Origin of the sequence: Paenibacillus sp. (assembly GCF_048976745.1) — a bacterium.
In the GTDB taxonomy this organism is placed as follows: domain Bacteria; phylum Bacillota; class Bacilli; order Paenibacillales; family Paenibacillaceae; genus Paenibacillus.
In genome coordinates this window covers 59,133-72,547 of sequence record NZ_JBHGUU010000008.1, presented here as the reverse complement: position 1 = coordinate 72,547, position 13,415 = coordinate 59,133, and the positions used below count along the sequence as shown (strand labels likewise).

General features: G+C 44.7%; 9 protein-coding genes. 5 read left to right on the top strand and 4 right to left on the bottom strand.

Features of this window, described 5'->3' with window-relative positions; genetic code table 11:
* Window positions 1-190: 190 nt before the first annotated feature.
* Window positions 191-1,414 carry an RNA polymerase sigma factor gene (locus ACE3K2_RS15040; RefSeq protein WP_421891675.1) on the top strand — a complete coding sequence of 408 codons (1,224 nt, stop codon included), beginning with the start codon at window positions 191-193 and terminating at the stop codon, window positions 1,412-1,414.
* Window positions 1,415-1,493: 79 nt separating this feature from the next.
* Here the strand turns inward: ACE3K2_RS15040 and ACE3K2_RS15035 are convergent, their stop codons facing one another.
* From ACE3K2_RS15035 to ACE3K2_RS15025, 3 genes are all read right to left on the bottom strand, one after another.
* Entirely contained in the window at window positions 1,494-2,384 is an 891-nt protein-coding gene (locus ACE3K2_RS15035) for an SDR family oxidoreductase (protein ID WP_421891673.1), read from the bottom strand.
* 67 nt (window positions 2,385-2,451) lie between these two features.
* Window positions 2,452-2,796: an antibiotic biosynthesis monooxygenase gene (locus tag ACE3K2_RS15030; RefSeq protein ID WP_421891670.1), complete on the bottom strand. Its 345-nt coding sequence runs from the start codon at window positions 2,794-2,796 to the stop codon at window positions 2,452-2,454.
* Window positions 2,797-2,955: 159 nt separating this feature from the next.
* Window positions 2,956-3,303 carry a winged helix-turn-helix transcriptional regulator gene (locus ACE3K2_RS15025; protein WP_421891667.1) on the bottom strand — a complete coding sequence of 116 codons (348 nt, stop codon included), beginning with the start codon at window positions 3,301-3,303 and terminating at the stop codon, window positions 2,956-2,958.
* A 252-nt stretch (window positions 3,304-3,555) separates the two neighbouring features.
* Between ACE3K2_RS15025 and ACE3K2_RS15020 the strand changes: the two genes are divergently transcribed.
* Window positions 3,556-5,133 carry a class I adenylate-forming enzyme family protein gene (locus tag ACE3K2_RS15020; protein ID WP_421891664.1) on the top strand — a complete coding sequence of 526 codons (1,578 nt, stop codon included), beginning with the start codon at window positions 3,556-3,558 and terminating at the stop codon, window positions 5,131-5,133.
* Between the two features lie 141 nt (window positions 5,134-5,274).
* Here ACE3K2_RS15020 and ACE3K2_RS15015 read toward each other — a convergent pair whose 3' ends face one another.
* A complete protein-coding gene (locus tag ACE3K2_RS15015; protein WP_421891661.1) occupies window positions 5,275-8,055 on the bottom strand; it encodes an endo-beta-N-acetylglucosaminidase in 2,781 nt (926 codons plus the stop codon).
* Between the two features lie 214 nt (window positions 8,056-8,269).
* On the opposite strand from ACE3K2_RS15015, the gene ACE3K2_RS15010 reads away from it, so the two are divergent.
* From ACE3K2_RS15010 to ACE3K2_RS15000, 3 genes are all read left to right on the top strand, one after another.
* On the top strand, window positions 8,270-10,099 hold the full coding sequence (locus ACE3K2_RS15010) for a sensor histidine kinase (protein WP_421891659.1): 1,830 nt from the start codon (window positions 8,270-8,272) through the stop codon (window positions 10,097-10,099).
* Between the two features lies 1 nt (window position 10,100).
* Complete coding sequence (locus tag ACE3K2_RS15005) at window positions 10,101-11,615, top strand: response regulator (protein WP_421891656.1); 1,515 nt, start codon at window positions 10,101-10,103, stop codon at window positions 11,613-11,615.
* 280 nt (window positions 11,616-11,895) lie between these two features.
* A complete protein-coding gene (locus tag ACE3K2_RS15000) occupies window positions 11,896-13,368 on the top strand; it encodes an ABC transporter substrate-binding protein (protein ID WP_421891654.1) in 1,473 nt (490 codons plus the stop codon).
* The last annotated feature ends 47 nt before the right edge of the window (window positions 13,369-13,415 follow it).

The window sequence follows — 13,415 nt, the reverse complement described above, 5'->3', positions numbered from 1 at the left end:
ATGAGCTTATCATGATTAATTTGTAAAGATATGAAATTTTAGAGATGATTTGAAGTGAGATTATCAAAAAGGGTGATTAGTCCTGTTAGTATAAGCCTGAAAGATTGAATACATATTTATTTTATATTTTTGTGGCCTTATGACTCTCTCTGGTGTCTAATTCATTGTAAATCAAGAGGAGGTTCTTCCCATGTCAGGAGCTCATGACACAAAACCTGTTTATCCGGATAAACAGGAAAGGATCACTAACTTTGAAAGCACCTATGAGCTGTATCGTCAAAGGATTTGCACGTACTTTTCGCTGAAATTGAATCCGATGGTTGCAGATGATTTGACTCAACAGGTGTTTTTAAAAGCTGTCGAGAATCTTCACCGATTCCAAGGCAGATCAAATTTATTTACGTGGATATTCAAGATTGCTCAGAATACAGTGAAAAACGAATATCGAAGGCTATCGCGAAAAAAAGAAACGCCGTTTGATTTTACGGAATATGAATCACAGTCGATCTCCCTTGAATTTACGAAATATGTTGATTTTCGAATTGATATCGGAGTTGCGCTGAAAAAGTTAAATGAGACCGACCAGGAAATCATTGCATTACGCTTTTTTGTGGACTGCACATTGATTGAAATTTCTAAAATCGTAGGGATGCGTGAAAGTGCGGTAAAGAACAGACTTTACAGAGCTCTGGAAAAACTTAAACAGGAAATGAAAGAATGGGGAGGCGTTACGATCATGTCTATTGAAGACTTGATTTCAATTGTTAATAAGGGTGAAAGCGAGAGATTGAACAATCAGCTCGATAAAGTACACCATGATCTGTTCAATGAACTAAGTGATCATATTGAACGAATCTCACTAAAGTACAAATATCATCCATCGCGAAAAGTAACGATTGAAGTATATCCTGATATGCCATCGTTTCACCAAGCGGTTGGAGAGGCAGATGCTCCGAATTGGTTCATGGGTACCTATGAAGGGAGTATTCTCAAAATTGTATCTCCATTAAATCCAGGACCGGAGCATACCTATCAATCGATTCTTAAAGGTACGGTTCACTTGTGCACCATGTGGCTTATAAGTGAAATCAATCCGAAGGCTCCGAAATGGATAAGGCAAGGGATTGGTGGATATGAAGCCAAGGGGATGACTCAGGACTTTATTGAAGGCACAACAGAAGAAGCTATTCACAATTTAGAGATCCCAACGTTCGAACAATTAGATAATGATACCTGGGATTTCGAAACGATGAAGGGTTTCCAGTTTTCGTTCTTATTTGTGGAGTTTGTTGTTCAACAATATGGAATAGACCAGTTAAACAAATTGATCCGTAACCCTCAGGATTTTAATGACATTTTTAAATGTTCTGAAGAAGAATTGCATCAGAAGATGGTTGAGTTTATAAGTAAGTAACCCATACAAAAGTGTATGTTGCCCGGGTATGAACCGGGCTTTTTTTACATGATTAGATATGTGTTCTTCTAACTAGCTTTCAATCTTTAACTTTAGAGAACGGAGAATTGATTTTAAAGAATTCCTTATATGACATTGGTTTTCGGCCAATCAGACGTTCAAGATCTCCAGACGTTTCCGAGAATTCTCCAGTGTTGATTGCCCGCATCCAACCTAATAAGAAATCAGTCATATGAACAGGTAAGCCATTCGCTACCATAGTGTCTATATATTCGTTTTCACTAATTGCCTCGTAAGGGATATTGATCTCACTAATCTCCGAGAGGGCTGCAGCGATGTCTTCGAAAGAGCTTCCCTCACTGCCACTTAGAGTATATGACTTATTTTCGTGTCCGTTTTGGGTGAGAACGGCTACGTTGGCTGCCGCCAAATCCTCCAGAGATGCAGCGGCTACTTTACCGGAGCCCTCGGGTACTCGCACACCTCCAAATTTAAGTGCATCTCCAGAGAACGAATTTATGACTTCAAGATATGGTGGATTCCGCAGGATTGTATAGTCTAATCCGGATGCTTTAAGCGTTTGTTCAGCAAATAAGTCTGACATCGTTACTTCGGGCAAAATTAAGTTTGAATTTTCTTTTCGTATGATTGACGTGAAGATCACTTGCTTAACCCCAGCCTGCTTTGCAGCAGCGATGACGTTGAAATGTTGTGTATTGCGATCGGTAAATGCTACCGCGGAAATGAGCATCACTTTTTCAACACCATCAAAAGCTCGTAGAAGAGAGTTATAATCAAAATAGTCGCCCTGGTGCGCTTCCACACCTTCCTTAATAAATCCTGCCACTTTATCAGATTCCGGATCACGGACTAATATAGCGACCTGATTTGACGGAACTTTTTTGAGAAGAAGTTCTAGCGTTCTGCTACCAAGATTACCTGTTGCTCCAGTAATAAGCATTTTCCCCATATTAACAACTCCTTTGAACGTCTATAAATACATGAAAATATTTGTTTCACATTCTCATCTTGAAAACTTACCGTCTTACATTCGTCAGTGTACTACCCCATTCACCGACTGGTTCAAGCCAGCTTACGATTCTATCATCAATGAGGTTGGTAAGCGCACCTTCATACTCAGCACGATAAGGTTTAGTAAGTTCATTTTGAATCCAACTTTCTCTTGTTCCTTGCCAGATTTCATAGATCACCAGATCATCAGAATGATCAAGATCATCGGAGACGATCGCATTAATAAAAGTGGGTTCACTTTTGAAATTGCTAATCATCGCGAATAGACTGTCACGGAAAGTTTCTTTCTTACCGGGCTTAATTTTGAAACGGATATTGAGAATAACTTGATTGTGGGTTGTTGTCATCATTACACACTCCTATTATCAATTTTTTGATTTTCTTAATAATCACAAGGCTCATTATGTACCAAGTATCACTTTTAAAACAGTACGTACTTTTTGGTTATATAGTAACCAAAAAGTGATAATTGTGATAAATTGGAGCATAAATTAATTTTTGAAATTACTCTATTCTACATCTAATCTCTGATATTCATCCTTGCTCAATGTTTTCTCTGCATAATTCTGACCCCAATCACAAAGAGCTCGCAAAGCGGGTTCAAGTGACATACCCGTTTCTGATATTGAATATTCCACTTTTGGTGGTACCTGATTGTACATTTTTCTTATAATTAAATTATTGCTCTCCAACTCCCGCAACGATTGGACCAGCATTTTCTGAGAAATTGTTGGTATGAGCCTTTTCAATTCACCAGTCCGTTTAGAACCTTTTATTAAGTAATACAGAATAAGAGGTCTCCACTTTCCGCCAATGACATCTAAGGTAATTTCAAGATCACAATAAAAAGTTTTCAATTAAGAAACACCATCCCTCATTTAATTCCCATTATTATAGTACATGTGTTAAGGAGGCACCAAAATGCCTAATTAAGCTAGCAAGTAGGTAACGGCAAGGATCGTCTGTTGGTAAAACCGTAATATCAGTAGAATTTATGGTTTTCATAGGGGATCGTGATTACTTATTATTCCAGATATATGCTACTCTCTCTTTATTCCATAGTTTTCTTAACGGAAAAAGTGGGAATTTAAATGTTGGGGGTAATTTACTTGCTTCTATCCGAACGATTGCCGATTGCAGCAAGTCTGTACCCTGAGGAACCTGCGTTAATGCGACATGGCCGAACGATAAGTTATGGAGAGCTTTACGGTTTAGTTAAAAGACTGAGCCATGCCTTGTACCTCGAAGGTCTCCGGGTGGGCGATCGGTTTGCCCTTTTAGGTGATCCAGATCCTCAACTCGTTGTTGCGTTTTATGCAGCAGTTGAGATCGGGGCTATACCGCTCATGCCGTCTCCTCTGCTAACAGTGCCTGAACTCGCCGCCATATTTCAGGATGCAGAACCGCATATGGTTATTCATGATGACCAACATGCTGAAGCAGCGATCGCCACAGTAAAGCTTCTTGGGTATGGTCCAAAACTGTTCACGACAGACGAAAAAGGGCGGAATTGCAATTCGCTCGTTACTCTTTTACAGCAGGAATCTGCTTTCTCCCCAAAAGATCATCTCAAACGAAGTGTAGACGATACGGCAGTCCTGATTTATACGGGTGGGACAACGGGTCAGCCAAAAGGGGTGATGCATTCGCATCGTGGTATGGCTGCTTGGAATCAACTTACGCCTTCTGCTGGCTTCGGTCATGATCTCAAGCGTCGTGTGTTAGTGCTTAACCTATCCCATCTGGTGGGTCAGTTCCAGCTGTGGGCGACCATGGCTGCCGGAGGCTGTCTTGTATTCCTAGACGAATACCCGGCGGATGTACATCACATTATGGAAGCTGTTGAACGTGATCAGATTACGCAACTCAGTACAGTAGGCCAACTGCTTCGTGATTTTACCCGTGAGGCATCCATAGGAGGTAGAAACTTGAAGAGCCTATCGCTTATTGGCTGCGGAGGGTCTATTATTTCCCCGGATACACTACAGGAGGTCGTATCGCAATTTCCTGAAGTTATCATTGTGAACAACTACTCACAAGCGGAATGTGGAATGTCCATAAGCCGCCTTTTTCCTGCTCAGCATATGGGCGATCCTCATCGCCTCCGATCTGTAGGTCGTCCCGCCGACCTGGCTGCCCACGGTGAGCAGGCCTTCGAAGTTCGGATATTAAATACGGATGGAAGTGAGACAGTTACGGGCGATGCTGGAGAAATTGTTGTTCGAGGTGCACAGACCATGCTGGGGTATTGGCGCCAGTCGAAGGCTTCTGCCGAGACCATGCCCGATGGCTGGATCCGAACTGGCGATGTCGGTTGTCTGGATGCCGAAGGTTACCTTTATGTGTTTGATCGCTTGAAGGATATGGTTATTGTGGGCGGTTCCAATGTGTTTTGTGCCGAAGTGGAGCATGTTATTGTGACTCATGAGGCAGTAAGCGAGGCGGCCGTAATCGGACATTCTCTTCCTGAAGAAGGAGAGGAACTCATTGCTTTCATAGTGTTACGGGACGGTGAAAGTTTGGATCTGACACAGGTGCGGGCGTTCTGTGAGCCACACCTTGCTCCGTACAAATGGCCTACTCAACTGTTCATTGTGGATACTTTGCCCAGAACAGCTGTGGATAAAATAGACAAAAGGCAGTTGCGCAAGCAGCTATCCTCAATTTCATCCGAACAACTAGGCTAACGGAAAATACTGTTTAATAACGGTTTGGTAGAGTATTTATTGTTAGATCAACAAGAACAGCCCTTCAACTTCCTTTTGGAAGTGAAGGGCTGTATGTTTTCATTACGGTTATGCTGGCGCACACAAAAATACTTTGCAATATTATCTCAAAATCGTGGTGGCCTGATTGCCCGCATAATCCTCAATGACCAGCTTCAAAGAGCTGTTGCTGGACGCTGGTGTGAAGGTCAGTTCACTCAGCTTTGTTCTTCCCCGAATGATATACGGGAATTTCTGCGAAACGTAAGTGACGCCGAACTCGCGTGCCACCCCATTTTCATATACATAGATCTTGTACCAGTCCTCCAGATCAGGCAGGGCAAGTGTGTATTTTCCATCTTTTACTGTGACCTTTTCCTTGGCGTATGGTGTAATCTGAAGATCTGCGAGCTGTCCGGTATGGGTTACCGGGTTCTGCCCGCCAATGGCAATGTTCAGCACATAATGCTCACCATTGGTCGGAAGTCCAGTCAGGAGGACAGATTGTTTTCCTTTTTTGACTTGAAGTGACTTGCTAAAAGGTTCTTTCGTGTATTCGGTTTCTAGTGTGAGCTGAATGGACTCGTTGCCTTTACCTTTGTCTTTGCCCGTATCTTTCACTTTCTTCGGGTTTTTCCAGCTTACGATGGCATCGCCATTCTTTTTGAATTTCACATCGATATTCTGAACGGCTGCATTCAGATCGTAAGGCAGGACGGTTGCTTCACTTTCGGTACCATCTGCACCAACAGCACGGATAGACAGTTCACCAGACGGCTGTTTTAGCGATTTGATATAAAAAGTGGAATCATACACGCCGCCAACATAGGCACCATTTTCATATAAATTGTATTGTTTGACCTCTGAATAGTCCTTCATGTCCCATGCAACAACCAGTTCATTGGTGTTGGTCAGTGCTTTGGCAATATGGAATCCGGTCGGTGCATCCGGTACAGCCGCTGAACCATCAAACATACGGATCTCACCAATATTCATCTGATAGTTCTTAATGGTCTTACCGTTCGGATCAAAGGATAATCCCATAGCAGCAATGGTCTTGCCTTGATATGCACTCAAATCCAATGTAGCTGTCTTCCAGCCTTCCGTATGCGCACCTGAATTAGCCACATTTACGTTGACCACGTTAGATGGATCATCTTCGAAGATTAACCCAACATGCAGGGAAGAAGCGTCGCTGTTGGACGGTTTGTTATACGTTAGCTCCAGTTTGGATTGTCCGTTGACGGACAGGTCGGTCTTGTACAGGCGCAGGAAGTTCTCCGCGTTCAATGTACCATTCACCACAAGTGAGCTGCCGCCATTGAATGCGCCAATGGAGTCATAGTTGTACCTTGCGCCTTTCTCATAAGAGGGACCATAGTCAAAATCAACACTGAGCTTGTCGCCTTCACTATCCATCCACCATTGCCAAGTGACAGGGATATCCTGAATGTTGATATTGGACCATTCTTTATCGTTCGAGACAGCGCCGTCTTCATAATATTTCAGACCGTGGCCCGTATTGAAGCTGGTTGCAAAATTGGAGCCGCTGATGACGGATCGCTCGGTAAGATAAGCGGCAATTCCATCCCAATTTGCACCGGAAGCATACACATCCGACAGATCGGCAGAAGCATTACGACGTGCATCTGTCGGGTCTTGATTTGGACCAGACCACCACGCACGATCGCGCACAAAGGTCATCCACTGGTACTCATCCTCCGCACGATGATTGGTGCTGCCATCGCCCATCTCTTCATCCAGGGCGTTGTGGGTGAAATCGGCACCCAATGTCGCGATACTATTCATGGGCTGACCGTTTTCATCCAGGTTATGACGCAGGTCGTAGGACTGCTTCCAGCGGCCGAATTTGTCATGACCACCTTCCACACCAGCAAATACGGTTTCCAGTGGATCAAGTCCCAGGCTAAGGGCATGATCACGGGAATCGCGGAGCATCTTGTGGTTCCATACATAGTTCAGGAAGATGGAATCCGAGACTCTGCCAAGAACGGAATCCTGCACAAAGGGACTATTAAGGCCGTTAAACTGGTTCTGGTATTGAATCTTGCCTGTTGTATTGATGGTGGAATCATACCACTGAACGTACAGGCCTTTATCTCTTAGATATTTCATGAATTTCTTGTAGGATGCGATATCTTCAGGGGCTACACCCCGGGCAACCTCTTCCTGATTGAAGAAATATCCATCGTAGTTGTAGTATTCTGCCATCTCGGCAAGTTTCTCCGCTACAGGAAAATTGCCGTTTTCATCCTGAATCAGCATTTGTTTATAGGTTTGTGGCCCACGGTCATTGTCCGAGAAAAAGATGTTGGCAATGGACTTGACGCCATTTTTGTGGGCTGCATTGGTGTAGGCCGGATTCGGAATGTTCAAAATGCCAAACTCGAAGTATTTCTCCGTCCATTCCTTACTCGGGTCATACAGCTCCTCCGGTACTCCGGCAGAGGCCATACCATGCCAATAGCTGTAGTAGTCCGTATATTGCCAATAATTAAACAGGTACTGGCTGAATTCATTGGTATAAGGTGTGCTATCGAAGAATGCATTGCCGTAATCGCCACTCATCGTGAACAGTTGCGTGTCCGGGCTAAGCTCAGGATATGCCTGTGTAGCAGCGAATGCTTCATTACGAGGCTGCAAGGGAACATGGGCACGAAGCAGATCGCCATGGATATCACTTTCAGGTGTCCAGTTCAGAATCTGCGCAGAGGTGTATCCGTGCTGATAGGGCTGATTCACTCCTTTGGCACTTTCACCAGTGTAAGGGAGCGTGTCTCCGGCATAAACGGATGATGCAACAACTTGTCCAAGCAGAGCCGTAGTCAGGACCATGGCAGTGACCTTGGGAATGATGCCTTTCGGTTTGAGTTTGCGTGTCATGCTGTTCCTCCTTCAAGTGGTATCAATGGTTGGTATTCTTTGACACAAAGATAAAACTTATGGTTAACGATAGTGGATGAAAGCGTTTTTAAATAGGGTGAAATTAAAGAATCACGAGTACAAACTAAAGAAAAGTTGCAGGTGAGAAGTTAATGTTAGAAGCCGGGTGATATAATTCAAGTTAAGGAAAAAAGCATCGGAGGGAACATGCGACTTGAAAATTGTTAGCGTTTACAATAATTTCTTCAAAAATAATATGTTTATGAAAATGCTGCTGATCTTCTCGATGATATCGATTGTCACGATCATTACGCTGTCTTATATCATCTTCCTGTCGGTGTCCGACTCCACGATTCGCCGGGAACTGGCGATCCAGAAAGCGGCAATGGAACATGTGGATCGGTACATTCATCAGCAGTATGAATCGGTACAAAATATGGTGAGGGACATGCATCAGAATGAGGCGCTCTCCGCCAACATTACGTATCTGATGAATCACTCCTACGCTGAATATGTTCAACACATGACGAATGGATACTATGCCAATCAGGACGACTATTCGGCCGACGTGTTGAAACATTTTCAGAACATTATGGATCGCAATTCGCAGATTAACCAACTCATGTTGTATAGCGCGGAGCAGCAGGATCTGTCCACCTTCAATCAACACAAGCAGTTCCGCAAGCTGGATACCAATATAGCCCATTCCTATATTCCTGACGTGATGGCGATGGAAACGCCCAATATCAGTGCCCCCAATTCCTGGATTCGCAAAGAGATCAATCAATGGGACCCAGCGCTCTATTCCATCCGCGTACCGATTAACAATACACAGACTCTTCGCAATCTGGGCCAATTTCTTGTCTTCTTTGACTCGGAGGGAATCGGAAATGCACTGGATAACTACGAGAGTAATCTGAAGGGAGAAATCGTGGTATTATCAGCCAAAGGCACAGTCTTGTTTGACTCCAACAATCAGTATTACGGGAAGAAGTATCCCCACGTGAATGTGGCCGATTCCCTGTTTGATCAGACGGATATGGATTCAATGAAAAAGGAGCAGAACATGTATGTGAACAAGTTTGTCTCCGCGGATCAGGGTTATGTGGTCATTGGTACCGTTCCGGTGGAAGAGATGGCTGAAACCTATGCGGGCATTCGCAATACGATCATCTCGATCAGCATCGTCTGTATTTTGTTTGCCGTGTTGGTTCCGGCGTTTTTCATTATTAACTTTGCCAAACGAACCCGTCGGATCATTCGATTCACGCAGAAAGTGAAATACGGCAACCTGACGGCTCGCATCGACGATCCTCGTGATGATGAGCTGGGGCAGATCTCACATAGCTTCAACGATATGCTGGACGAGCTGAATCTGTATATTGAAAGGGTCTACAAAGCCGAGATTAAACAGAAGGAGACCGAACTGGTCGCTTTACAGGCGCGGATCAATCCGCACTTTCTCTATAATACGCTTGAAGTGATTCGGATGAGGGCCATATCCCAGGGAGCGAGAGATGTTGGCGAGATGATCTATAGCCTATCTGTATTGTTCAAGAGTCTGGTACAGCAGAAGAAGAACTACACGCTGAAGGATGAGATGGAAGCTTGTCGGTTATATCTGGAGTTATTCCGAATCCGCTACAAGGATATTTTCATATATACGATCCAGATCGATGCTGCTTATTATCAACACCCTGTCGTGAAACTTTCGCTTCAACCCATCATTGAGAACTATGTTGTGCATGGTATTCAGACAGAACGTTCGGATAACCGATTATCGATTGTTGTGGAAGAGACGGATGATGTGGTGCAAGTGGAAGTCAAAGATAATGGCAAAGGCATTGAACCGGCACGCCTGACGGAAATCCTTGAAGAACTGGAACGTCCTGAAGAGTCTGGTCAGATGTTCGGGCTGCGCAGTGTTCATAGTCGATTGCGCTTCCTATATGGGCCAGAGTTCGGTATCACCATAGAGAGCACCCTCGGAGAAGGAACACGGATCAGGGTGCGTTATCCACATACAGAAGGGACAGGTGTGTAACATGTACAAGGTGTTTATTGTGGACGATGAGCCGTTCATCATTGAAGGTTTATACGATATTGTGGATTGGTCTTCATTTGGTATGGAAATTGTGAGCCATGCAGGTAATGGGCAGGCCGCGTTACAAGTGTTATCTTCTCAGCCTGTGGACATCCTGATTACGGATATCTCCATGCCACTCATGAATGGTCTAGACCTGATTCGGGAAGCAAGGCGAGTGCAACCTGAGATTAAGGTCATTATCCTGAGTGGTTTCAATGAGTTTGAATATTTGAAGGAAGGCATGCAACTGGGGATCGAAAACTATCTGCTCAAACCCATTAATGTGGAGGAACTGGAATCTACGCTGAGCAACACGGCGTCCAAGCTGGATCATACCGTGTCACCCCAAACCGATGATGCTTATGGCATTCAGATTCTGAAAGATAACATTCTCCATCGATGGCTTACGGGGCAGATTGCAGCTACGGAATTCGAAGAACGTGCCCAGTTTATGAACCTTTCGCTGGATGCCCCCGACGTTGCTGTGGCCGTCTTGCGGGACAAAGAGCAAGTATCCGGCATGTTTGAACGCGTCGAGAGGATGCTGAGAGACAGACGCCATCTGAACGTATTTCATGATATCGATGGAGACATCGTCATTATTGCCAATATTCAGGGTACTAGGGACGAGGAACAGAAGTTAATGGATGGCCTTCAGGCATTATCCGATGAGATAACCGTAACCCATCCGGCGGCACGCATTGGAGCAGGCAGGTTGATGAAAGGGCTGTACCAGGCGCCGACCAGTTATGCTGAGGCCAAAAAAGCACTCCAGTATGTGATGATCTATCCTGATCTTAAAGTCATCGACCATGCCGTCCTGGATAAGTGCGGAAGTTCAACGGCGACCTTTTTCATTGATTGGAGGGAGTACGCCAAACTCATTTTGTCCCGCAATACAGAACAACTTGCCGACCGGATTCGCATGGATTTTGAACAGCATCGCGATGGGCTTACGCCTGGGGAGTTACAGAACACCGCACTGGAAGTTGTGATTCGCTTCAAAATGGAACTGGAGAGCATCAAACATTCGGATGAGTCTGCCATATACCAACAAGGGCTTCAACTTGTCCTGGACAGTGGCACTTTTGATGAACTCGTGCAGGCGCTTCAGCAAGTGGGGGCGCAGACCATCCAGTCCCTATTGCAGGATCTGAAGAATCCGATTGTGAACCAGGTGCTCCAACATATCGACAAACATTATGCAGAAGAACTTTCCCTGAAGCTGCTGGGTGCCCACTATCATCTGCATCCGGTGTATTTGGGACAATTGTTCCATAAGGAGACCGGGGAGACGTTTGCCGAATATATCAACAAATACCGGATTGAACGTGCGAAGGAACAACTACGAAATTCCAATCTCAAGGTACATGAGATCGCCCGAAATGTGGGGTACTGGGAGACGGGATATTTCTATAAACAGTTCCGTAAATATGTCGGAATTTCGCCGACGGATTTCAAGGTGTTTGGTTGAATCGGTGACGGGGAGATCCAACTGTGCGGACGTAGATCCAAGAGACATATCGGGAACAGGAATGGCATGGTGAAAATCATGGCATACGTTACCCGGCATGTCTCTTTCATGTAAGCGATTTATTTAAACAGGTACAAAATAGTTGCTCCAGGATGATTTCTCTTTAATTTGTACCTCGAAAACTTAAGTTTATCTTCTTTTTGTAAATGCTTTCATTCGATAAGGTTAAAGCAGTTAGTAAGTAGAGCCTAAGGGAACACGAAAAGGGAGGATCAAAGAAATGAGTAAACAAAGAAAACGCTTCTCACTCGTTCTTGCATTGTTAATGGCCGTTACACTTGTTCTTAGTGCCTGTGGAGGAAGCAAAGATGCTTCGGAATCCGGGGGAGCAGGAGATGACGCGGTAGAGTTGATCTGGTATACCATCGGTACCCCTCAGAAAGACGTCAATAAAGTGATGGAAGAAGTCAGCAAGTATACCAAAGAGAAAATTAATGCCACGGTAACGATGAAGATGGTGGACTGGGGTGACTACCCGCAGAAGATGCAGGTTAACGTAGCATCCGGTGAGCCAATGGACATTCTGTTCACTTCTTCTGGTGGATTCGATTATGTACAAAATGCCAGAAAAGGCGCATTCCTCGAACTGGATGACCTGCTTGCCGAATACGGTCAGGATCTCACCAAGACCATTGATCCTGCATTCCTCAGTGGTTCGAAGGTAGACGGACACAATTACGGAATTCCAGCCAACAAGGAGCTGCCTCAACAAGAGGTATGGCGCTTTAACCAAATGCTGGTTGATAAATACAAGCTGGACATCTCTGGCGTTCGTACGTTAGACAGTCTGGAGCCTCTGCTCAAAACGATTAAGGAAAACGAGTCGAGTGTAACACCATTTGCCATGGATAAAAACTATGTTCCTTACGTGCCGTATGACTATGTCATTCAGAACCTGCCAATGGCAATCAAGCTGGATACAACGGACTACAAACTCGTGAACATATTGGAAACACCTGAAATGAAAGAAGCACTTACGACGATGCACAAATACTACAAAGCCGGTTATGTATCCGCAGAAGCAGCTACAACAGGTTCCACGAACGACCTGACAACATCGGGCAACTGGTTCCTGGATCGTGCACAGACACAGCCGCTCGCGGACAACCAATGGTCTGCAAGTTACGGTTATCAAGTGGTTTCAACACCTGCAAGTGACGCCATTATAACGAATACATCGGTACAAGGTTCCATTATGGCCATCTCGGCCAATTCGGAATATCCAGAGAAAGCAATGGAGTTCCTGAACCTGCTGAATACAGATCCGGTGCTGCGAAATATGGTGGACTCCGGTATCGAGGGCACACACTACAAAAAAGTGGATGACACGCATATGGAAAATCTACCTGAATCGAAAAACTACGATATGCCTTCATACTCCCTTGGGAATAACATGCTGCTCTATCTGAACAGCAATGACCCGGATAACAAATGGGATGAGTTCAAGAAGTTTAACGCAGAAGGTATTGATTCCCCGATCCTGAGCTTTAACTTTGATGCAAGCAATGTATCTGCCGAACTGACGGCGGTACAGAACGTGAAAGAGCAGTATTGGGCAGCACTGATGACAGGTACACTGGACCCGGCAGCCAATCTGGATCAAGTGATTGAGAAATTCAATCAAGCCGGACTGGAGAAAGTAATGGCTGAAGCCCAAAGCCAGCTGGATGCCTGGAGAGCGGAAAACAAGTAACAGTACATCGTAAGGATCGGGCGGCTGCTTATCGCGTCCGGTCCTTT